The 22,158-nt window shown below is 66.0% G+C and carries 13 protein-coding genes and 1 tRNA gene; 9 read left to right on the forward strand and 5 right to left on the reverse strand.

The window, feature by feature from the left end; genetic code table 11:
• Positions 1-244 precede the first annotated feature (244 nt).
• Positions 245-8,056 (reverse strand): Ig-like domain-containing protein, encoded by a 7,812-nt coding sequence (locus OWC43_RS01005; protein ID WP_393955373.1) that lies wholly within the window; start codon positions 8,054-8,056, stop codon positions 245-247.
• A gap of 511 nt (positions 8,057-8,567) precedes the next feature.
• Between OWC43_RS01005 and OWC43_RS01010 the strand changes: the two genes are divergently transcribed.
• From OWC43_RS01010 to OWC43_RS01020, 3 genes are all read left to right on the forward strand, one after another.
• Entirely contained in the window at positions 8,568-9,092 is a 525-nt protein-coding gene (locus OWC43_RS01010; RefSeq protein ID WP_393955374.1) for an RNA polymerase sigma factor, read from the forward strand.
• A 72-nt stretch (positions 9,093-9,164) separates the two neighbouring features.
• Complete coding sequence (locus tag OWC43_RS01015; protein ID WP_393955375.1) at positions 9,165-10,109, forward strand: FecR family protein; 945 nt, start codon at positions 9,165-9,167, stop codon at positions 10,107-10,109.
• A gap of 177 nt (positions 10,110-10,286) precedes the next feature.
• Positions 10,287-12,764 carry a TonB-dependent siderophore receptor gene (locus OWC43_RS01020; protein WP_393955376.1) on the forward strand — a complete coding sequence of 826 codons (2,478 nt, stop codon included), beginning with the start codon at positions 10,287-10,289 and terminating at the stop codon, positions 12,762-12,764.
• Between the two features lie 188 nt (positions 12,765-12,952).
• Here the strand turns inward: OWC43_RS01020 and OWC43_RS01025 are convergent, their stop codons facing one another.
• Complete coding sequence (locus OWC43_RS01025) at positions 12,953-13,228, reverse strand: hypothetical protein (RefSeq protein WP_393955377.1); 276 nt, start codon at positions 13,226-13,228, stop codon at positions 12,953-12,955.
• Between the two features lie 117 nt (positions 13,229-13,345).
• Here OWC43_RS01025 and OWC43_RS01030 point away from each other — a divergent pair, with 117 nt between their 5' ends.
• From OWC43_RS01030 to OWC43_RS01045, 4 genes are all read left to right on the forward strand, one after another.
• A complete protein-coding gene (locus OWC43_RS01030) occupies positions 13,346-15,685 on the forward strand; it encodes an ATP-dependent helicase (protein ID WP_393955378.1) in 2,340 nt (779 codons plus the stop codon).
• 382 nt (positions 15,686-16,067) lie between these two features.
• Entirely contained in the window at positions 16,068-16,784 is a 717-nt protein-coding gene (locus OWC43_RS01035; protein ID WP_137829828.1) for a PhoH family protein, read from the forward strand.
• 283 nt (positions 16,785-17,067) lie between these two features.
• A complete protein-coding gene (trpS, locus tag OWC43_RS01040) occupies positions 17,068-18,129 on the forward strand; it encodes a tryptophan--tRNA ligase (protein WP_393955379.1) in 1,062 nt (353 codons plus the stop codon).
• A gap of 4 nt (positions 18,130-18,133) precedes the next feature.
• A complete protein-coding gene (locus tag OWC43_RS01045) occupies positions 18,134-18,823 on the forward strand; it encodes a haloacid dehalogenase type II (protein ID WP_393955380.1) in 690 nt (229 codons plus the stop codon).
• On the opposite strand, the gene OWC43_RS01050 is transcribed toward OWC43_RS01045, so the two are convergent.
• The 3 genes from OWC43_RS01050 to OWC43_RS01060 form a co-directional block, all read right to left on the reverse strand.
• The gene (locus OWC43_RS01050; protein WP_393955381.1) at positions 18,824-19,477 is read right to left on the reverse strand and encodes a pyridoxamine 5'-phosphate oxidase family protein; all 654 of its coding nucleotides are present in this window, start codon (positions 19,475-19,477) and stop codon (positions 18,824-18,826) included.
• 192 nt (positions 19,478-19,669) lie between these two features.
• On the reverse strand, positions 19,670-20,689 hold the full coding sequence (ilvC, locus tag OWC43_RS01055) for a ketol-acid reductoisomerase (protein WP_137829832.1): 1,020 nt from the start codon (positions 20,687-20,689) through the stop codon (positions 19,670-19,672).
• Positions 20,690-20,721: 32 nt separating this feature from the next.
• On the reverse strand, positions 20,722-21,366 hold the full coding sequence (locus OWC43_RS01060; protein ID WP_393955382.1) for a TetR/AcrR family transcriptional regulator: 645 nt from the start codon (positions 21,364-21,366) through the stop codon (positions 20,722-20,724).
• A gap of 206 nt (positions 21,367-21,572) precedes the next feature.
• Between OWC43_RS01060 and OWC43_RS01065 the strand changes: the two genes are divergently transcribed.
• Positions 21,573-21,647, forward strand: a tRNA-Val gene (locus OWC43_RS01065).
• A 170-nt stretch (positions 21,648-21,817) separates the two neighbouring features.
• Positions 21,818-22,156 (forward strand): hypothetical protein, encoded by a 339-nt coding sequence (locus OWC43_RS01070; RefSeq protein ID WP_393955383.1) that lies wholly within the window; start codon positions 21,818-21,820, stop codon positions 22,154-22,156.
• Positions 22,157-22,158 lie beyond the last annotated feature (2 nt).

Here is a 22,158-nt window from a genome sequence, read left to right on the forward strand (position 1 = left end):
GCGAACCTCGCTACGACCCTGACTGGAGATGGCCTTCCACGGCTCATCTCCGACCAGCGTGCCCGGCTCCGGATGTGAGCATATCGCGCGAAAGCCACGTTTTCGGAAGCAGGAAGAATCCGGGCAAGCCGCTGTTTCCGATGGACCATGGCGGCGCGTGAAACCGGATGCGCGGCAAGTCGTGCCGTAGAGGCCGACATGCCGCGCTTCGTTGCGCCTTCTCGTCAGCCGACGCGATCACGGCTCAGGCGTGGAACAGGCCGTGATCCTGGAACTGGACATCGTCGGCAGTGAGAGCCGAGGGTGCCAGATTCTTGAGGAGGATCGTGTCGGTGCTCGAGAGCGTGATCAGCGTGTCACGACCGGACGCCGTGATCATGTGGTGGGCCTGCATATCCTGGAAGCTCGCCGCCTGCGCCGTGTCGAGCACGAGGACATCGTGCCCTGCCGACGATCCTGCCCGGAAACCGACGACCACATCCTTGCCGAAGCCTTGACCGAAGACGAACGTGTCGCCGCCGAAGCTCTTGAGTGTGTCAGTGACGTTCGCATGCGAGACCAGCGTCTGGCCCGCCTGGGACGCCGTCTGGGCGTGGGACCCGTCGGCATAGGTCAGGTCGGTCGTCGCCAGCTTGCCGTCCGCTGTGTAGAAATAGTGATCGGCGACATAATTTTTGCCGGTGACGTTGAAGTCGAACACGTCCTTCGACTTGTCGGCATGGACCTGCGTCTCTTTGACGAGCGTCCCGTTGCTGTACTGGAACGTGTCAGACAGTTCCGTCTGACCGGGGCCCTGAGCGAACTTGATCGCCTCGCTGACGAGCGTCCGACCGTCGCCCGCATAGGTCTTGAGATCGGTGGTGCCGTCGGCCCGGGTGACGAGATCGGTCTTCAGGCGACCGGCCGCGTCGTAGGTGTCGGTCGTCTTCACGTCCGTCGTGGTATCGAGGTGATAGGTGTAGTCGAGCGACTTGTCGGCATGAGTGCGGACGATGTCGGTGGTGACGCCACGACTGTCGATGGTGTCGTGTTCGGCGACGTAGCTCTTGCCGGTCACATTCGTCAGGTACACGTCCTTCGACTTGTCGGCATGGACCTGGGTTTCGCTGACGAGGATTCCGTTGCTGTACTGGAACGTATCCGACAGCTCCGTCTGGCCCGGGCCCTGGGCGAACCTGATCGCCTCGCTGACGAGCGTCCGGCCGTCGCCCGCAAAGGTCTTGAGATCGGTGGTGCCATCGGCCCGGGTGACGAGAGCGGTCTTCAGACAACCGGCCGCATCGAAAATATCGACCGTCTTCACGCCTGTCTTGGTGTCGAGGTGATAGCTGTAGTCGAGCGACCCGTCGGCATGGCTGCGGACGATGTCGGTGTTGACGCCCCGGCCGTTGAAGGTGTCGTGTTCGGCCACGTAGCTCTTGCCGGTCACGTTCGTCAGGTACACGTCCCGGGACTTGTCGGCATGGACCTGGGTTTCGCTGACGAGGATCCCGTTGCTGTACTGGAACGTGTCCGACAGTTCCGTCTGACCGGGGCCCTGAGCGAACTTGATCACCTCGCTGACGAGCGTCCGACCGTCGCCCGCATAGGTCTTGAGATCGGTGGTGCCGTCGGCCCGGGTGACGAGATCGGTCTTCAGGCGACCGGCCGCGTCGTAGGTGTCGACCGTCTTCACGCCCGTCGCGGTGTCGAGGTGATAGGTGTAGTCGAGCGACTTGTCGGCATGGGTGCGGACGATGTCGGTGGTGACGCCACGGTTGTCGACAATGTCGTGTTCGGCGACGTAGCTCTTGCCGGTCACATTCGTCAGGTACACGTCCTTCGACTTGTCGGCGCGCACCTGTGTGATCGTCACCGTACCGTCTCCGGCGACCGACAGAATTTGGGCTGCGGAAGCGATACCGAGATTGCCCGCCGCGTCCTGGGCCTGCGCTGTCAGCCGGTGCGTGCCGGCCGCCATCGCCGGGAGGGTCGCGAAGGCGAAGGCGCCACTCGCCGGATCCGCGCTCGCCGTCCCGAGAAGGACTTTGCCGTCATAGAGGAACACGGTCGCACCGGGTTCGGCGGTGCCCGTCAGGACCGGGTTCGGCAGGCCCGCCCCCCCGTCCGGGGTGGTGAGGACGAGGCTCGGCGCATTCGGTGCCACGGTGTCGAGGGTGTAGAGGAGCGATGCGGCCGTGCCGACATTGCCGGCCGCATCGGTATCCGTCGCGATCAGGGTGTGCTGGCCTTCGCCGGCGAGAGCGACGCTCGTGCTCCAGGTGCCGTCCGAGGCGACCTGAACGGTCGCGAGCACCTGCGTGCCCTCGCGGATCGTCACCGACGTCCCGACCTCGCCGGTGCCCTTGAGGATCTGACCGGCCGTCCGGACGAGGCCGCCGGCCGAGGTGACGGCGATGGTGGGCGCGACCGTATCCAGGGTCACGGAGACGCTCGCCGATCCGGTCTGCCCGTAGCCATCGGTATCGGAGGCGACGAGCCCGTGCAGACCATCGCCGCTCAGGGTGACGGAGGTCGACCACGTCCCGTCGAGTCCGACCAGGGCGGTACCGAGGACGGCCGCGCCGTCCTTCACGATCACCGTCGTGCCGGCATCGGCGAGATCGACCGTGCCGCTCAGGGTGAAGGTCGGCGCGTTGGTCAGCCCGCCCTTGTTGTCGATGGCGACCGTCGGCGCGTCGGTCGAGGGGGTGAACGACACGCCGCGGATGTTGGTCCCGGGAGCCGCGGTCACCAGAGTGGCGAAGCTCTTGCCTGCGCCGCTCGTGTCGCTGAGGTGATCGGTGATGCCGAACAGATATTTCTGGTCGATGTCGCCGACGGTCTGGTTCGTCGCGTAGAGCTGCACCGTGTCGCCGACGACCTTTCCGGTCAGACCGATCAGGCCGGTCGTGCCGGCGGCGGCTCCCGGCTGGACGATGCCGAGACCGGTCGAGAGCGTGTATTGCAGCTCCCACTTGCCGGTCGCGTCGTTCATCACCCACTTCTGCAGGCCGCCATCGCCGACGCCGCCGATCTTGGCGATGCCGCCATCGGCGACGTAGAGCGTCTTGCTGTTGGCGAAGAAGAAGTTCTCGGGATCGAGATAGACCTTCTCGCCGGCATGATTGATCGTGTTGGTCTGCAAATTCGTCAGCGTCACCGAGCGATCGAGGCCGCTGAGAACGATCGGCTTGGTCTCACCCGTCGGCAAACCGTTATAGGTCGAGATGTTGGCCGTGCCCGTCACGCTGCCGGTCTTCGGCTGCTTGCTGTCGCGGGACACGTAGAGCTGGCCGTCATAGATCACGGCGGTGCGGGTGTCGGTCGAGTGATCGATCGACGTGGCGGTCGTGGCGCCGTGCTGGGCCACGAACACGCCCTGCGTGAGATCGCCCGCAATGCCCTGGCCGGAGATGTAATAGGTCGAGCCGTCGAGTGAGGCGACGGAGCGCGGGTTGTTGCCGTCGAAGACGTTGAACAGCACGGTGCTCGAATCGACCGAACCATCGACGCCGATTTGCGCGATGACGCGGCTCACGGGCACGAACTTGGTCTGGTTGGTCAGGCTGGTGGTCTGCGCCAGCGCCGCGTCGCCGTACACGGCCGCGCCGCCGTCATTGTACTGGTAGGCGTTGATGCCGTAGCCGGCGATCAGGAGCGCCTTACCGTCGCCCGTGAGTTGCAGCGTGCCCTCGGAGGAGGAGCCGTACTCGCCGGAAATGACGGAGTTCGCACCGATCGTCGCCTGCGGCAGCACGATCTGATTCACGAACGTGCCCGATGTCGTGACCTGCTGCAGCACGATCGGAGTCGCGGCGTTGTCGTCGTACTCGCCGCTGCCGTCGCCGTTTCCGTAGATGCTGAGCACCAGATTGCCCTTCAGGAAGGTCGGGCTGGTGGGATCGAGGTCGTAGCTCAGCGGGGTCGCCGTGGTGGCGAGATTGCCGGCAGCGTCGGTCTCGCTCGCGGTCAGGCTGTGCGTGCCCGCGCCGTTCAGGAGCACGCTCGTCGCCCAGCGTCCCTCGGACGAAACCGTAGCGGTGCCGAGCACCGTGCCGCCCTCCGCGATCGTGACGGTCCGGCCCGCCTCCGACAGATCGGTCGTTCCCGAGATTACCTGCTGCCCGGTATGAACGGTGCCGCCGGTGCTGGTGAAGGCGAGTGCGGCCGGCGTGGTGTCGACGGTCCAGGCGAAGGTGGCCGCCGAGGCGGTGACATTGCCCGCCGCGTCCACGGCCTCGACGGCGAAGCTGTGCCGTCCCTCCGCGAGACCCGCAAGGTCCAGGCTTCCGGCGGTGTTCGTCGTGAAGGCACTGCCATCGACGCTGGTGAGGTAGGAGACAACGCCGGAACCGGCTCCGTCGGAGCCCGCGAAGGCGAAATGGGCGTCCGCGACGTTGGATTGAAGGGCGGGCTTGGCCGTGATCGCGACGCCGGGGGCGACGGTGTCGACCGTCCAGCCGACGCTCGCGGGCGTCGCGTCGACATTGCCCGCCGCATCGACCGCAGCGATCTGCACGCTGTGCGTCCCATCCGTCAGGCCCGTCAGATCGAGGCTCGTGGCGGTCGTGGTCGTGACGGCGCCGCCATCGACGCTGACGCGGTAGGAGGCGACGCCGCCTCCCCCGGCCTCGTCGGTCCCGGCATAGGTGAGATGGGCGCTCGTCCCGCTCGTCACCGCGGCAGGCCCGGCAGTGATCGCCGTATCGGGCGCCGCGGTGTCCACGATCCAGGCGTAGCTGGCCGGGCTGGCATCGACGTTGCCGGCGGCATCGACCGCCTTGACGGTCAGCGTATGCTGGCCGTCGGCCAGTCCATGATAGGCGACGCCGCCGCTCGACGCCGAGGTGAAGGCCCCGCCATCGAGGCTCGCGAGGAAGTCGCCGACGCCCGAACCGCCGGCGGTGTCAGTCCCGGTGAAGCCGAAGACGGCGTCGGTCGTGTTGGTGATCGCGGCCGGGTGCGCACCGATCGCCGTGTCGGGCGCGGCGGTGTCGAGGGCGACCGAGAACGGCGCGCTGTAGCCGGTGTTGCCGGCCAGATCGGTGTTGAGGGCCTTCAGCGCGTGGGAGCGGTCGCCGCTGAGGGTGATGCCCGCTGACCACGTTCCATCGCTCTGGACGATACCGGTTCCCACCACGTCGGTGCCATCGAGGATGGTGACGGTGGTGCCGATGCTGTCGGCCTTGCCGTTCACGTCGACCGTGCCGGTGACGGTCTGGCTCGCGGCATTCACGAGGCCCGAGAAGGCCGTGACGGTGACGGTCGGGGCCACCGTGTCGAGCGTGTAGGTGATGGAGCCGCTCTGACCGATATTGCCGGCCGCATCGGTCGCGGCGGCATGCAGCACGTGGTCGGCGTTGCTCGCGAGCGTCACGTCGAGCGACCAGTGCCCGGTGCTGTCGGCGCCGGCGCGGCCGAGTTCGGTCGTGCCGTCATAGACGACGACCGTGAGGCCTGCCTCGCCCGTGCCGGAAACCGTCTGTTCCGGCTGGTTGGTGAGCCCACCCGCGCTCGTGATCGACAGGACGGGGGCACTGGTATCGATGGTCGGTCCGACCGCCGCGTGACTCAGCGCGTTGCCGAGATCGACCGCGACATGCGCGCCGTCCTGGATGCTGCCGGCATTGTCCACCCCGACGATCCGGACCCCCGCGGCGTTCTCGCCGTCCGAGACGGTGGCGACGAAGACGAGCTTCGTCGCGGTCGAGAGATCCTGGCTTAGGGTCGCGATGCCGCCGTCGCTGAGGTGCAGCACCGGGGCCGTTCCCGACACCGTGACCGCCTTGTCGAAGGCGAGGCCGATGGTGAAGCTGTCCCCCGCCTTGACGGCATCCTTGGCCGCGTTCGCCGTCACGTCCTGCACGGTGGCGATCTTGTCGAGCGCCAGGATCGCGCCGCCCGCGCCGTCGGCGGTCACGCCGTAGGCATAGCCGGCCGGCGGCTGCGACGCCTCGACATGGAGCGTGACGGCTTCCGATCCGGCTTCTCCGGTCAGGGTGAGGGTGCCGCTCGACCCGTCATAGGCGACGGAGGTCTCGTTGCCGACACCGATCAAGCGCACGGTGTCACCGAGACCGAATCCTTTGAGGTGATTGGCGAAATCGTAGGTACCGCCGGTTTGCGCCAGGGCAGCCTGCTCGATCACCAGCGCCTGTGCGCCGGATCCGAAGGTGATCGCGCCGGTCCCCGCCGCGCCGCTCGCCGCGACGTCGAGGGTGCCGGCATTGAGCGCGAGGCCGCCGGCGAAGCTGTTGGCACCCGAGAGCGTGAGCGTGCCCGAGCCGTTCAGAATCAGGCTGCCCGCGCCGCTGATGGCGTCGGACAGGGTGAGCGCACCGCCGGTCTGGACGATGAGCGTGCCGGCATCGGCGATCGCACCGCCGAGCGAGGCGGAGGCGCCGAGCGTCAACGTCGCGCCGGAGGCGATGGTGATGCCGTTGGCGTAGCTCTCCGCATCGAGAAGGGTCCATTGGCCGCCCCTCACAGTGAGGGCTTCGAAATTCGCGACCTTGGCCAGGGTGCCGTTCGCCTGACCGGAAGCGGCGTCGAGATTGAGGGTGTCGCTGCCGACGCCGCCGTCGATGGTGCCGCTGACGGCCTGGCCGGTGAAGAGGTTGAGGGTATCGTCACCGCCCTCGAGGCTGATCGCGCGGCCGGAATTGCCGGTGATCGTGCCGTAATTCGTCAGGGTGTCGTTGCCTTCGCCGAGCTGGATCGCGGCCCCGTCGCCGAGGATGAAGCGGGCATTGCCGGCATCCGCCGTGCCGTAGGTCGTGCCGTTGAGGGGCCCGACCGTGTTCGGGTCCTTCGTGGTCGTCGTGCCGTTCATGTAGACGGTGCCGGCCGGGACGCCGCCATTGCCGGTGATCGTGCCGTAATTGATCACCGTGTCATCGGTGAGCGCCGCCTTGAGGCTGCCGGTCGCGGTCTTGTTCTCGGAGCGGATCGCGTAGCCGTTATCGCCGACGATGTTTCCCCCGGCCTGGTTGGTCAGGGTGAGCGCCGCCGCGCCGCTCCGGGTCTGGTCGCCGTTATTGACGTTGTTGACGGTGATGCCGAAATCGCCGCCCTCGATGGTGCCGGAATTGACGACGCTGCCGCCGCCGATATCGAGGCCTTCGGAGAAGTTCTTGCGGCCCGAGGTTCCGATACCCTTCGACTGAACGCCCCGGATCGTGCCGGAATTGGTGATCGTGGCGAGGCCGACCGTGTCGATGCCGTCGCCGTCATAGGCGCTCACCGTCGCGCCGCCGCTCAGTGTCGAGAGGCCGAGCCCCTGGATCGTGCCGGCATTCGTGACCGTCGCCGTGCCGCTTGAGACGATGGCCCCGGCGCTCTGCCCGGTGATCGTCGCCCCCGCGGCGTTGGTGACCGTGTAGTTGGCGGGCGTCGTGGCCCCCGTCGGGCTGTTGTTCGCCACATCCGAGCCCAGCGCGCTCTGCGCGCCGGTGATCGTCCCGAAATTCTTGATCGTCGCCGACTGCGCCGTCGAGATATCGATGGCGTGAATGGGTTGCTTCGCCGTCAGCGCCGAGGCGGCCGAGGCCGCGATCGTTCCGTAATTGGTGATGGTAGCGTTGTTGCCGGCCCGGATCGTATCCGCCCCCGCGGTGAGGATCTTGCCGGTGGCGCTGTTGTTGATCTCGATCGTCGACGAATACGACTTGCCGAAGCGCAGGGCTTGACTGTCGTTGGTCGTGCCGGTCGACTGGATCGTTCCGGTATTGTTGACCGTGATGGCGCCGTTGACGATGTCGTCGGCGACACGGAACACGTCGGCCTTGGTCGCGCCGCTCGCCGTGATCGAACCGTTGTTGTTGAGCGTGATCTTCGAGCCGGCGACGGTGCCGGTGGTGTCGAGGGTCCGGTCACCGGTCGAGGTGATGAGCCCGTTATTGGTGATGACGATGCCGTCGGCGGCCCGCGCGGCGGTGAGATTCATCAGGACGGCCGTCGCGCTGGTCTTCAGCGTCGCGCCCGCCGCAACCGTGAGCGCGTCATCGGCACCGGCATTGCCGTTCTTGAGGGTGACGGCGGTGGTCTGGGTGCCGGTGATCGACGTCGTGGCCATCGGTGTTTCCCCTGTCGAGCCCGCATTGGCAGCGGTTTACTCGGGGGCAACTATATGGCGCACAATTTTGAGGCAATTCGTATTACGGATTAGTCCATCGACTATATCTTATTTTTCACTGATTTACTTTAGGAAGTCAAATCTACTATAATATCCCGGATCAATATAGGTAATAATGGCAATTTGGATGCCATCCTGCCTCTGAGGTCTAGAGCGTTACGCACATCGCGCTCCGCATTGCCTCTCTTCAATGGGACATTTCACGTAATCCAGACCAAGAGGCGAAGAGCGTTGCACAGTCGCAACATGTCGAGAATCTCTCAGCGAGGCGCGATGGGCGGCGCAATAGAGATCATATTCAGCAGGGATTTTTATACTTCCGAAACAATGATTTGTCGCACCTTCGTCCGTCCATTTTGGAATCAGTATAGATTTCTTCCAACCTTGCCCATCAGTCGTTTTTCTCTTTCCTCGACCCACGGCGGATCGGTCTGCCAAACGTTCGAGAGAGGTGGAGGGCGGTGTGATGCGAGCGGTCTCCATCGATGCCCTGCATCGGAGCGAAGGCGCGAAGCTGCAGCGGTTTCTGCGTCGGACATTGGGCAATTCGGCCGATGCCGCCGATGCCGCCCAGGAAACCTATCTGCGTCTCGTTCGCGCGATCACGACGACGGATCTCGAGCACCCGCGCGTCTTCCTGTTCCACATCGCCCGCAACGTGGCGGCCACGCTGGCGAAACGGCGACGCTTCGAAACATCGCTGTTTCAATCCATGACCGATCTGGACCTGACCCAGATCGCCGACAGCCAGGCGCGGGTCGAGGCGCAGATCATTGCCCGCGAGCAGTTGCGCCTCGTGGCGGCATCCATCGACAGGCTCCCCCCACGCTGCCGCGAAGTCTTCCTCCTCAGCGCGTTCGAAGGTCTGCCCAACGGCGCGATCGCCCTCCGTCTCGGCATCAGCCAGCGCATGGTCGAAAAGCATATCGCGAAGGCCGTGCTCGACACGTATCAGCGCTGCCGCGATTTTTTCTGAGCGAAGCATCCGGTTTCCCGGGCTTCGGCGGTCTTGAGAACAGGGAAAATCCGGCACGGATGGCGAAGTGGAATGGATCAGCACGCAGCAGGTGATGCTGACGAACCCGGGCAGGATCCGATCTTCGCCGAGGCCGCTCTCTGGGTCGCCCGCCTGTCCTCGGCGGACGCGACGGAGGCGGATCGAGCGGCGTTCGAGGCGTGGCGATCCGCCGACCCGGCCCATGCGGACGCTTACGCCGAGTTATCGGGATGGCGGCGCACGATGGGCTTGGCCCCGCCCCCTCGCTCGAAGGCGCGGCGGGTTCCGAAGGGCGTCGCCCTCCTTGCGGCGGCCCTGGGCTTGGCCGGATTGATCACCCACGAACTGGGCCTCTTCGATCGCCTGCGCGCCGATGCCTGGACGGGGGTCGGGGGCTTCGAAACGACAATCCTGGCAGACGGCAGCCGGCTGGATCTCAACACCGATACGGCGGTCGCCCTGCGCTTCACGCCGAACGAGCGGGGCATCGAGCTGTTGCGCGGCGAGGCGGTGTTCGACGTGGCTTCCGATCGAGATCGACCGTTCGTCGTGAGAGGAGCGGGTCTGATCGTCCGCGCGGTGGGAACACGCTTCTACGTCCGCCTCGATGGCGCGGCGGAGATCGTCGGCGTCGCCGAGGGACGTGTCGAAGCTGCGATCGGAACCGACCATACGATGATCGCAGCCGGCGAGGCTGCCCGCAAAGGAACTGACAACCGGATCGCCCTTCAGCGCAGCGATGTCGAACAGGTCACCGCGTGGCGCAATGGCCGCCTGATCGCCGTTGGAAAACCGCTCACCGCAATCCTAGCGGAACTCAACCGCTACCGGCGCGGGCGCATCCTGTTGCTCGACGCCGCCCTGGGGACTCGGCGCTTCACCGGAACGCTCAATCTGCGCGATACCGACGACGCGTTGGCCGTCCTATCCGCCAGCCTGCGCCTGAAGGTGACGCGCGTTACCCCCTTCTTGGTCATCATCACGGCGGCGTCCTGACCGACGCCCGGAAATTTTCAAGGGTCCACGTTCGGCTTTCGGGACCTCGTCAGTCTCTCCGTATGAGGGGCGAGACAGCACGATGCGCCGACCCTCGCCTGGGACGAGGGTTGGGAGTTGGGGATGCGGATTGGTGGTACGGCCTTCAGGCTGTCGACGGCGGTCAGCGCGACTCTGATGGCGGCGATCGGCCAAACGGCATCGGCATCGGACAAGCCTTCGCCTCCGATCCTGTTGGAGGCCGGAAAGCGTATCCACATTGTTCCCGTCGCAGCAAAGGTCGTATCGCAGCGGGAGGACGCGTCCGACCAGCCCCGGCATATCTCGATCGAACCGGGAACACTCGACGCTGCCTTGAAGGCACTGGCCAAGCAAACCTCGATCACGCTGGCTTACGAGACCGCGCTCACCGCCGGTCTGACGACACGGGGCATCGCAGGGGCATTCCGTCCAATCGACGCCTTGGCCGAGCTTCTCCGCGATACGGACCTGACCTACCGTAGCGCCGGTGCCGCGACGATCACCCTGGTCAATCCACGCTATGTCCAATTGCGGGAACCCGCGCCACCCACCGGCATCCAACTGGAAGAGCTGTCGGTCGCGGCTCAGGCAAAAGACACGAAAGCAGGGCCTAGCGCATCCCGGCTTCCATCCGCCTATGCCGGTGGTCAGGTGGCGCAGGGTGCGCGGCTCGGCATGCTCGGCAATACGGACATCGCCAAGTCTCCCTTCAGCGTGACGAGCTACACCGACAAGTTCATTCGCGATCGTCAGGCGCTCACCGCGTCCGAAGCGCTCGCCCTCGACCCCTCCGTACGGGCCACACAATCGACGGGGGCTCCCTTTGATTCGTTCTACATCCGCGGTTTTCCCCTCAACGAGAACACCAGTGGCGAAGTCGCCTTCGACGGGGTCTACGGGATCGCTCCGAGCTTCCGCGTCTTCACGGACTACGCCGAACGGATCGAGGTTCTCAAAGGACCGTCCGCCGCGCTCTCGGGCGTTTCTCCCAACGGCGGCATCGGCGGCGTCATCAATATCGTTCCGAAACGAGCCGGAGAGGATCTGACGCGTATCACCCTCGATTACGGCTCGACCGCGCGGGGCGGCGGCCAGTTCGATCTGGCCCGACGCTACGGCGCGAACCGCGAATGGGGCATCCGCGTCGTTGGCAGCCTCCGGGGCGGCAACACGCCGATCGACCGGCAATCCGAAACGATGGGGGTCGGGGCCTTGGCCCTCGACTATCAAGGCGAACGGTTCCGCGCATCGCTGTACATGCTGGCGCAGACCGACCGCTTCGATGCGCCCTTGCGACCGTTCCTCCTACAATCGGGCGTTCGAGTGCCCCGTGCCCCCGACGGCCGCCGAAACGTGAGCCAGCCGTGGGAATATTCGGACATCGACGACCGTAGCAGCCTGCTGCACCTGGAATACGATCTCACTGACCAGATCACGCTATTCGGCGATGTCGGCGGCTCGCAGAGCGGTGTCGAGCGCTACTTTGCATCGGCACCGACGATCCTGAATGCGCGGGGTGACACCAGCACAAGCCCGCAATTCTACAGCCTCGGCGTCGAGCGCTACACGGTGGATGGCGGGGTAAGGGCCGGATTCGATACCGGCTTCATCCGCCATGCCTTCGTGGTGCAGGCTTCTCGCTATCAGGAAGATGCCGACCGCCGCCTCATGAGCGCCCGCGGCAGCTACCGATCCAACCTCTATGACCCGGTTCGGGCATCCTACATCGCGCCGACCGTGATCGACTCGCGGCCGCCGCTCTACGACAGCACCCTGACCGGGATTTCGATCGCGGACACGATGTCGATTCTCGATGATCGTCTGCTCCTCACGCTCGGCCTGCGCCATCAAGGCATCGGGGCGCACAACTACACCTCCAATGTCGGCACGCTGGCATCGTCCTACGACAAGAGCGCCCTCAGTCCGATGGTCGGTCTCGTCGTACGGCCTTGGGAGAACGTGTCGATCTACGGGAATTACATCGAGGGTCTGAGCCGCGGCGAGGTGGCGCCAGCGGCAGCCGGCAATTCCGGTGAAGTCCTCGCGCCCTACGTCGCGCACCAGGTCGAGGCCGGGCTCAAGGTCAATTGGTGGGGCACCCTCGGCACAACCTTCAGCGCCTTTCAAATCACGCGACCGATCGGCGAACTCAGCCCGCAACGCCGCTTCGCACAGACCGGCGAGCAGCAGGTCAGAGGATTGGAGTTCAGCGTCTACGGCGAGATCACACCTCAAGCCCGCATCCTGGGCGGTCTCACGCTTCTCGATGGCGTCCTGACGAAGACGGCGTTTACCAGCAATGTCGGCCACACTCCGATCGGCGTTCCGAGCGTCCAACTCAATGTCGGCGGCGAATGGGATCTACCCTGGATGCCGGGCCTCACGGTGAATGGCGCGGTGATCTACACGGGCCGCCAGTTCATCGATACTGCGAACACGCAGGCCTTGCCGAACTGGGCGCGTCTCGATCTCGGCCTGCGCTACGCCACCCTGGTGGGCGGATATCGGACGACAATCCGTGCCAACGTTCTCAACGTGACCGGCGGGCGTTACTGGACCGGGGTGGCATCCTTCGGAACGTTCTTTCAGGGCACGCCCCGGACCTACCTTCTCTCAGTCGCGGTCGACCTGTAGATCGCGTGCCTCCCTCGTCCCGATGACTCACTGGGCGCCGAGACAGAGATGGGCAGACGCTCCAGCGGCCCCTCCGTTTTTCAAGGCAGGAAGCCTGTGTCTCGACGCGGAGAGAACGGACCGCACCCGCTCCTCCTCCACGAAGCAGCGATTCATAATTGGAGGCTGAGGAAAGACACCCCGGCACCTCACCGCCGGGGAAAGGCGCCCGGTCCACTCGGCGGCGGCTGGTTCAGCGGTGCGCGCTGAATCTGATTGCGCACGGCGCTGTTCTCCAGCGTCTGGCGCTGCTGGAAATTGCGGTTCTGGTTCTGGATCTCGAAATTCTGGTTCATGCGGCTGGTGCCGCTGTTGCCGCCCTGGCCGAGGACCTGGGCGTCGGCCGCCGTGATGCCGACGAGCAGTGCCACGGCGGCGACGCCCGCGACTCGACGATTTCGAACGCTCAATGGAAAGGCTCTCATGGCCTCGCTTGTCCTCTGGGATGAATGGATCGGCCTCTGAGGAAGTGACGCCCGAAGGGGAGGGCCGGTTCCGCACGGGTCTCGACGGCGTTCGCCTTTTGGTCCAGGGATGCGGGCATGATGCATGACCGTGACAGAGAGCCGGAGGCCGCTCCCGCTTCGATCGCCGCCCGCGCCATGGCCGCTCTGCGCCCCGATGGCGCATCCTACCTGTCCGGCCTCAACCCCGAGCAGCGCCGCGCCGTGGAGGCGACGGAGGGTCCGGTCCTCGTGCTGGCCGGCGCGGGTACCGGCAAGACGCGGGTGCTGACGACCCGCATCGCCCACCTGATCGCCACCGGCAAGGCGCGGCCCTACGATATCCTGTCGGTGACCTTCACCAACAAGGCCGCCCGGGAGATGAAGCACCGCATCGGTGCGCTGATCGGGCCGGCGGGGGAGGGCATGCCCTGGCTCGGCACCTTCCACGCCATCGGCACCAAGATCCTGCGGCGCCATGCCGAGCTGGTCGGGCTCAAATCCGACTTCACGATCCTCGGCACCGACGACCAGATCCGGCTGATGAAACAGGTCATCGCCGATCAGAACATCGACGAGAAGCGCTGGCCGGCCCGCTCGCTCGCCCACACCATCGATGGCTGGAAGAACCGGGGCCTCGGCCCGGAGCAGGTGCCGCCGGGGGAGGCGCAGGCCTTCGCCTTCGGCAAGGGCGGCACGCTCTACACCGCCTATCAGGCGCGGCTGGCGACGCTGAACGCGGTCGATTTCGGCGATCTCCTGCTGCTGTGCCTCAAGCTGTGGCGCGAGAACCCGGACATCCTGGCCAACTATCAGGACCGCTTCCGCTACATCCTCGTCGACGAGTATCAGGACACCAACGTCGCCCAGTATCTCTGGCTGCGGCTCCTCGCGCAGGCGCGAAAGAACGTCGCCTGCGTCGGTGACGACGACCAGTCGATCTATGGCTGGCGCGGGGCCGAGGTCGACAACATCCTGCGCTTCGAGCACGACTTTCCCGGCGCCACCGTGGTCCGCCTCGAGCGCAATTACCGCTCGACCGGGCATATTCTGGCCGCCGCCTCCGGCCTCATCGCCAAGAACGAGGGCCGCCTCGGCAAGACGTTGCGCACCGAGGACGAAGCGGGTGAGCCCGTCACCGTGATGGGCTCGTGGGATTCGGAGGAGGAGGCGCGCCAGATCGCCGAATCGATCGAGTCGCTGCAGCGCAAGCAGCATCCGCTGTCCGAGATCGCGGTTCTGGTGCGCATCTCGGCCCAGATGCGTGAGATCGAGGACCGCTTCGTCCAGGTGGGCCTGCCCTACCGGGTGATCGGCGGCCCGCGCTTCTACGAGCGGGCCGAGATCCGCGACGCGCTGGCCTATCTGCGCGTCACCATGAACGGCGCCGACGACCTCGCTTTCGAGCGGATCTTCAACACGCCGAAGCGGGGCTTGGGCGACGCGACGCTCCAGACGCTGCATGCCTTCGCCCGCGCCGATCGGGTTCCCCTCCTGGGTGCGGCCAGAAAACTCATTGAGACCGACGAGTTGAAGCCCCGAGCCCGCTCGATGCTGCGCGGCCTCGTCGAGAGCTTTTCGCGATGGGCCCGGCTGATCGAGACGAAGCCCCATCCGGAAGTCGCCCAGACCATCCTGGAGGAATCCGGCTACACCGAGATGTGGCAGAAGGACCGCTCGGCCGATGCCGCCGGACGCCTCGAGAACCTCAAGGAGTTCGTGCGCTCCATGGAGGAGTTCCCCGATATGGCGGGCTTCCTGGAGCACGTCTCCCTCGTCATGGAGGCGAGCGAGGCGGAAGGGGCCGACCGGGTCTCTTTGATGACCCTGCATGCCGCCAAGGGGCTCGAATTCGACACGGTGTTCCTCCCCGGCTGGGAGGACGGCCTGTTCCCCAACCAGCGGGCCATCGACGAGAGCGGGCGCGCCGGGCTCGAAGAGGAGCGGCGCCTCGCCCATGTCGGCCTGACCCGGGCCCGCAAACGCGCCAAGCTGTCATTCGCGGTCAATCGGCGCATCCACGGGCTGTGGTCCTCGACGATTCCCTCGCGCTTCATCGACGAGTTGCCGCCCCAGGCCGTCGACGTGATCGAGGCGCCCGCGCATTTCAGCGCCGGCGCTTCGCGGTTCGACCGCAATCCGACCCCTTTCGGCTCCTCCTACGGCACGCCCGGCTGGCAGCGGGCGCAGGCCAACACCTCCGGGGGATTCGGCAGCGGGAATCGCGGGGCCGGGCGCTCGGCGGGGCCGCGGGAGATCGAGGGCGAGCTGGTGGCGAAATCCACCGCCGCGGCATCGGCCTTCGCGCACGGCGCAAGGGTCTTCCACACCAAGTTCGGCCCCGGCACGGTGGCCGGCATCGATGGCAACAAGCTCACCGTTGACTTCGACAAGGCGGGCCGGAAGATGGTCCTCGACAGCTTCGTCCAACCCGGATGAGGCGTCCGGCCGGCGGGTCCCCCGCCGGTGGCCCGCTCGCCCGAGGAGGGCGATGCCCGCGATGCGCATGCCAGGATCGTCCCGATCCATCGGCCACACCCTTTCGGGGGCGCGTCATCGCTTTTTCGCCCACCCGTCACTTTGCCGTCGCCGGCGCCTGAAAGGCTCGGGCGGGCAAACCTGCGTGGCGAAAGAGACGCATTCCACAGAGATTACGAAACCGCGTGGAACCGACTCGGCAGGGTTGGCTTTGCTCTTGCAACGACACGAACGGCCGGAGCTGCGGTGTTGTTCAGTTACGGGGAGACGAGAAGACAGTCGAGGCCGATTGAGACATCGAGGTTGAGTAAGTCACGCACGAGTCAAGGTGGAGTGTTCATCCATGAAGAGACGACGCGCACGGCTTGAACTGGTTGAGGATCGGTCGATCCGGATGCATCGAACGCGGTTCGATGAAGAACGAAACCCCGCTCCGATCCAACCCCTGACGGATAAACAGGGTCAGTACCTCGACGCTCTCGCTTCCTCTTCACAAGTCATCGTCCTCGGTCCGGCCGGCACCGGCAAGACCTACATCGCCGGCACCCGCGCCGCCGACCAGCTCCGCCAGCGCCGGATCGCCAAAGTCGTCATCACTCGCCCGAACGTTCCGTCGGGCCGCTCCCTCGGGTTCTTTCCAGGCACCCTGGAGGAGAAGATCGCCCCCTGGGTTGCCCCTCTCACCGAGACCATGAAGGAGCGGATGGGCGCGGGCGCCTTCGACGTCGCGGTCAAGGCCGGCGACATCGAGGTGGTGCCGTTTGAGGTGATGCGCGGCCGCACCTTCAAGAACTGCCTCGTGATCCTCGATGAGGCGCAGAACACCACCACCGCCGAGATCAAGATGTTCCTGACCCGCATCGGCGACGATTGCCAGGTCATCATCAACGGCGACGTCTCGCAGACGGATCTGCGGGAGACGTCGGGGCTCCGCACCGTGATCCATCTGGTCAAGAGCCGGATGATGAACATTCCGATCGTGGAGTTCACCCTCGACGACATCGTCCGCTCCGGCATCTGTGCCGAATGGGTGCGGGCGTTCGAGGAGGCGAGCCTCTAGGGGAGACGAGGGCGGCGAGGTCGATCCTCGCCGCTTGCCTTTCCACCGTCATTCCGTGGCCGCACCGTGGATCCCGGAACCCACCCGTGATGCGCGGCTGTTGGACGGTGTTGCGCCCAGTCGTGGAATCCGGGTTCGCCTGCGGCGCACCGAAACGACGGTGGTACCCTGGCCTCAGACCGATTCCCTCGCCTTGACCCGGCGGCACCGCCGGGCCAGAGAACGCCCCTTCGAACGGGATGCGAGATCGCCTCGGCCCGGCCTCACCCTGGGACCCGAGCCGATGGCCGCGTTCAACGAACTCGTCTTCTCCGGCGTCCAGCCGACCGGAAACCTGCATCTCGGCAATTACCTCGGCGCCATCAAGCGCTTCGTCGAGATGCAGGAACGCGATGCGCAGTGCCTCTACTGCGTGGTCGATCTGCACGCGATCACCCTCTGGCAGGATCCGCAGGCGCTCAAGGGGCAGATCCGTGAGGTCACGGCCGCCTTCCTCGCCGCCGGCATCAATCCGAAGCGCTCGATCGTCTTCAATCAGTCCCAGGTGCCGCAGCACGCGGAACTGGCCTGGATCTTCAATTGCGTGGCGCGGCTCGGCTGGCTCAACCGCATGACGCAGTTCAAGGACAAGGCCGGCAAGGACCGGGAGAACGCGTCGATCGGCCTGTACGATTATCCGGTACTGATGGCAGCCGACATCCTGGCCTACCGGGCGACGCATGTTCCCGTCGGCGAGGACCAGAAGCAGCACCTCGAGCTGACCCGCGACATCGCTCAGAAATTCAACAACGACTTCGGCCCGTCGATCCAGGCGCATGGCCACGGCGAGCAGTTCTTCCCGATCACGGAACCTTTGATAGGGGGGCCGGCCGCGCGGGTGATGTCGCTTCGGGATGGTACGAAAAAAATGTCGAAGTCGGACCCGTCCGAATATTCGCGCATCGCGCTCACCGACGACGCCGACGCCATCGCCCAGAAGGTGCGCAAGGCGAAGACCGATCCCGAAGCACTGCCCTCGGAGGTCGAGGGGTTGAAGGGCCGCCCGGAAGCCGACAACCTCGTGGGCATCTTCGCGGCCCTGCGCGGCATCACCCGCGAGGACGTGCTGAAGGATTTCGGCGGGGCCCAGTTCTCCAGCTTCAAGCCGGCCCTGGTCGATCTCGCAGTCGAGACCCTGGCGCCGATCAATGCCGAGATGAAGCGGCTCGTGGCCGATCCGGCCCATATCGACGCGGTGCTGGCCGATGGCGCGGGGAGGGCGGAGGCCATTGCGGCGCCGACGCTCGACGCCGTCAAGGACATCGTCGGCTTCGTCCGGCGGGGGCCGGCGCTCCGGGCGGTGTAGGCCGATGGCGATCCGGGCGCTCGTCTTCGACACGTTCGGAACGCTGGTCGATTGGCGCTCCGGCGTCGCGCGCGAGGCCGAAAGCCGGCTCCCCGGCATCGACGGCGGCGCCTTCGCCGATGCGTGGCGCGCGTACTACCAGCCGTCGATGGAGGCGGTCCGTTCCGGCCGACGCCCCTTCGCCGACCTTGACACGCTCCAGGCCGAGAGCGTGGACGCCCTTTTGGTGGAATTCGGCCATGCGGACGCCGCCGCGGAGGTGAGGCGGGACTTGGTGCTGGCATGGCACCGTCTCGACGCATGGTCTGAGGTGCCCGCCGCGATGGCGGCCCTCCGCCAGAAATTCGTGCTGGCGCCGCTCTCGAACGGGCATGTCCGGCTGATCGTGGCGCTCGCCCGCCGCAACGGCCTCGTCTTCGACGCCGTCCTCGGCGCCGAGTTCTCCCGGGACTACAAGCCGAAACCGGCCCTCTACCGCGACGCCGTGACGGCTTTGGGATACGCCGCGGCCGAAATCCTGATGGTCGCCGCCCATTCGAGCGATCTCGCCGCGGCGGCCGGGGAGGGGCTCTCCACGGCTCACATCGCCCGCCCGAGGGAGAACGGACCGGCAGGCGGCGAGACGGGGCCCGCCGTGCCGGTCACCTACGCGGCAAGCGATCTCGCGGACTTGGCGCGCCAGCTCGGGGGCTGATCAGCCCTCGCCGCGCATCACCTTGGCGCCGTAGGTTTCCATGTCGAGCACGCCTTCCTGCGCGACGCGGGCCTTGTCCTCCTCGCTGATGACCTCCTGCACGAAATCGAGGCGCTTCCACTGCGCCAGCGGCGTTTCGGCGTCGGGTTTCGGCACGTAACGGCTCTGCTCGACCTTGGTGTGCTTGTGGATGTAGCGCGGGCAGTTGACCCAGGCCTTCGTCACCTCGACCCGCACGACGTACTTCGCCTCCGCCCATTCGGAGAGCAGCGGATCGTCGCACACGATCCGGGCGGTGCCCTGGACGCGCAGGCGGTGGGGCGTCTCGAAATCGATGAACAGCAGGCCGACCTTACCCTGGCCGGCGACATTGCCCATGGACAGGAACATGCCGTTGCCGTCGAAACCGGGGAAGGCCAGTTCATTCGGCCCCAGCACCTTCACCACGCCAGTCGGGCCGCCCTTGTAGGAGACGGTCGGGTTGCCCTCGGGATCGACGGTGGAGAGGAAGAACATGTCGCGGCTCTCGATGAAGCCGCGCTCCATCTCGCCGATCACCGGTTGAACGTGGTGCTTGTCGAGGAAATCGGCGAGCTTCCGGGTCTCGAACGCGTCCTGGAGCGCACGGTGCTCCTCGCTGTAGAGCGATTCCATTCTCTTCTTCCCTACCCGTTTCCGTCCGGCCCGTCTTTTCGCGGGTGAGGCTCTTTTGGCACGTCGGCAGTTCGCTGGCGAAGGGCAAAATGCCCGACACGGCGCACGAAAAAGGCCGGCGCCGCCCTCGCGACACCGGCCTCAATCTCAACGGTCAGGCCGAGCAGAACACGGCCTGCCTGTCGCAAGAGATCAGTTCTTGGACTTGTCGACGAGGGCCTTCTCGGAGATCCACGGCATCATGCCGCGGAGCTTGGCGCCGACTTCCTCGATCGGGTGGGCGGCGAGCTTGGCGCGGGTGGCCTTGAACGAGGTCTGGCCGACCTTGTTTTCCAGCATCCAGTTGCGGGTGAAGATGCCCGACTGGATGTCGTTGAGGACGCGCTTCATCTCGGCCTTGGTCTCCGGCGTGACGATGCGCGGGCCGGTGACGTACTCGCCGTACTCGGCGGTGTTCGAGATCGAGTAGTTCATGTTGGCGATGCCGCCCTCGTAGATGAGGTCGACGATCAGCTTCACCTCGTGCAGGCACTCGAAATAGGCCATCTCGGGGGCGTAGCCCGCCTCGACCAGGGTCTCGAAGCCGGCCTTGATGAGCTCGACGAGGCCGCCGCACAGCACGGCCTGCTCACCGAACAGGTCGGTTTCGCACTCTTCCTTGAAGGTCGTCTCGATGATGCCGGCGCGGCCGCCGCCATTGGCCGAGGCGTAGGACAGGCCGAGATCGTGAGCGTTGCCCGAGGCGTCCTGGGCGATGGCGATCAGGGTCGGCACGCCGCCGCCCTTGAGGTACTCGCCGCGCACGGTGTGGCCGGGGCCCTTCGGGGCGACCATGAGCACGTCGAGATCCTTGCGCGGCTCGATCAGGTTGAAGTGCACGTTGAGGCCGTGGGCGAACAGGAGCGCGGCGCCCTGCTTCAGATTCGGCTCCAGCGACTCCTTGTAGATGTCGCCCTGCAGCTCGTCGGGGGTGAGCATCATCACCACGTCGCCCCACTTGGCGGCGTCGGCGACGTTCATGACCTTGAAGCCCTCGGCCTCGGCCTTCTTGGCGGTGGCCGAACCCTCGCGCAGGGCGATGACGACGTTCTTGACGCCGGAATCACGCAGGTTGAGCGCGTGGGCGTGGCCCTGAGAGCCGTAGCCGACGATGACGACGTTCTTGCCCTTGATCAGGTTCAGGTCGGCATCGCGATCGTAATAGACGCGCATGGCGGTGTCCTCTCTTCTTCGTGGTTTGAGGGTCAGGGTTTTGCCCGGCCGTAAAGGGCCAGGAACTGCTCGACGGCGTTCGCCGCGTCGCTTCGGATCCCGGCGGCGTCGAGGGAGAGCGCGTCGCCGAGCAAGAGTCGGATCTGGATATCGCGGCCGACCAGACCGAAGAAGGTCCGGAACGCGCCTTCCGTGTCGTCGAAGGCGAGGAGTCCGGCGGCGCGGCCCGCCTCCAGCACGGGCTTGACCCGCTCGCCGATGGCGAAGCGCCCGTTCGCCAGCACGATGGCGCCGAGATTGCTCTTGTGGGAGCCCGCATGCGCCACGGCGATCCGGTTGAGCGCGACCGAGGTCGGGCTCGCGATCACCGAGAGCCAGCTCTCGGCGAAGTCGCGCAGGTTCTTCCTCAGCGTCGCGGCGTCGAGGCTGTCGATCTCAGTGCGGCCCGCATGGACCCGCGAGGCCTGCCAGCGCACCGTGGCGGTCAGCATCCCGTCGCGGTCGCCGAACCACTTGTAGAGCGTTTCCTTGGAGCAGCTGGCGCGCCGCGCCACCGCATCCATGGTCAGCGGATCGCCACCCTCGACGATCAGCGACAGCACGGCGTCCAGCACCGCCTGCTGGCGCAGGGAGGGCTGTTCCGTCGGCGTGTCGAGGAGGGCGGCGCTCGGGGGCATATCCGGGATCGGTGCCGTACTGTACCGTACGGTTCGGCTCTCTAATACGATTTGTTGGGTGTCGCAAGGCGGATGAGCGGGTGAGCGAAACAACCGTGGTCGCCGTCGCACAAGGCGCTTTACGAGCGCCGCGACCCGACGTATACGGCGCTCACGTCGCGTTTGCGGCGCCCATGCCGACTTTCCCGGGCGGCATGTCGGGGCACGGGTGCGTAGCTCAGCGGGAGAGCATTCGCTTCACACGCGAAGGGTCACAGGTTCGATCCCTGTCGCGCCCACCACGCCCCTCTCATCGAAATCGATCCCATCAGGTGTCGGAAGGCACAGTGTCTCCACGCCGTTCGTCCACATGCGTCGGGCAGTTTTGCCTGACCGATTGCCATTGACCCGGCATCGGCTGCGCGGAGACACTGACGGCTCGTCCGCTGTCGGATGCTGTCAGGACATGCCGATGCCGCTCCGCCGTGCAATCCCCGCCACACGCCTGGGCCGAGCGAGGCTTCACCGGATCGGCGTGCTGCTCCTGACTTGCGGCTTCCTTGGAGGCTCGGTCGGTGGCGCGGAGGCGCGGCTCTCGGTGACCGACAAGCTCAGCACCTATCGCCGTGCCTCGAGCGAGGACCGCATCGATCTCGCCAACCGCCTCGCCAAGTCGTTCTCGGCACTCTCGCCCCGGCTCGACCGCGATTACTTCATCCGCTGCTTGGAAGAGACCGTGAATATCGGCGACCCGCGCGACCTCGAACTCGACGCGGCGGTCCGGCTGTGCGTGGCGGCGGTGCCGGAGTAGCG

Origin of the sequence: Methylorubrum sp. POS3, from assembly GCF_043352485.1 — a bacterium.
In the GTDB taxonomy this organism is placed as follows: Bacteria; Pseudomonadota; Alphaproteobacteria; order Rhizobiales; family Beijerinckiaceae; genus Methylobacterium; species Methylobacterium suomiense.

What these genes read in the sequence shown, in the direction of transcription:
- OWC43_RS01035 (WP_137829828.1), top strand. Translation starts at nt 16,068, where the DNA reads ATGAAGAGACGACGCGCACGGCTTGAACTGGTTGAGGATCGGTCGATC.
- OWC43_RS01070 (WP_393955383.1), top strand. Translation starts at nt 21,818, where the DNA reads ATGCCGCTCCGCCGTGCAATCCCCGCCACACGCCTGGGCCGAGCGAGG.
- OWC43_RS01020 (WP_393955376.1), top strand. Translation starts at nt 10,287, where the DNA reads ATGGCGGCGATCGGCCAAACGGCATCGGCATCGGACAAGCCTTCGCCT.
- OWC43_RS01045 (WP_393955380.1), top strand. Translation starts at nt 18,134, where the DNA reads ATGGCGATCCGGGCGCTCGTCTTCGACACGTTCGGAACGCTGGTCGAT.
- trpS (WP_393955379.1), top strand. Translation starts at nt 17,068, where the DNA reads ATGGCCGCGTTCAACGAACTCGTCTTCTCCGGCGTCCAGCCGACCGGA.
- ilvC (WP_137829832.1), bottom strand. Translation starts at nt 20,689, where the DNA reads ATGCGCGTCTATTACGATCGCGATGCCGACCTGAACCTGATCAAGGGC.
- OWC43_RS01025 (WP_393955377.1), bottom strand. Translation starts at nt 13,228, where the DNA reads ATGAGAGCCTTTCCATTGAGCGTTCGAAATCGTCGAGTCGCGGGCGTC.
- OWC43_RS01050 (WP_393955381.1), bottom strand. Translation starts at nt 19,477, where the DNA reads ATGGAATCGCTCTACAGCGAGGAGCACCGTGCGCTCCAGGACGCGTTC.
- OWC43_RS01030 (WP_393955378.1), top strand. Translation starts at nt 13,346, where the DNA reads ATGATGCATGACCGTGACAGAGAGCCGGAGGCCGCTCCCGCTTCGATC.
- OWC43_RS01060 (WP_393955382.1), bottom strand. Translation starts at nt 21,366, where the DNA reads ATGCCCCCGAGCGCCGCCCTCCTCGACACGCCGACGGAACAGCCCTCC.
- OWC43_RS01015 (WP_393955375.1), top strand. Translation starts at nt 9,165, where the DNA reads ATGGATCAGCACGCAGCAGGTGATGCTGACGAACCCGGGCAGGATCCG.
- OWC43_RS01005 (WP_393955373.1), bottom strand. Translation starts at nt 8,056, where the DNA reads ATGGCCACGACGTCGATCACCGGCACCCAGACCACCGCCGTCACCCTC.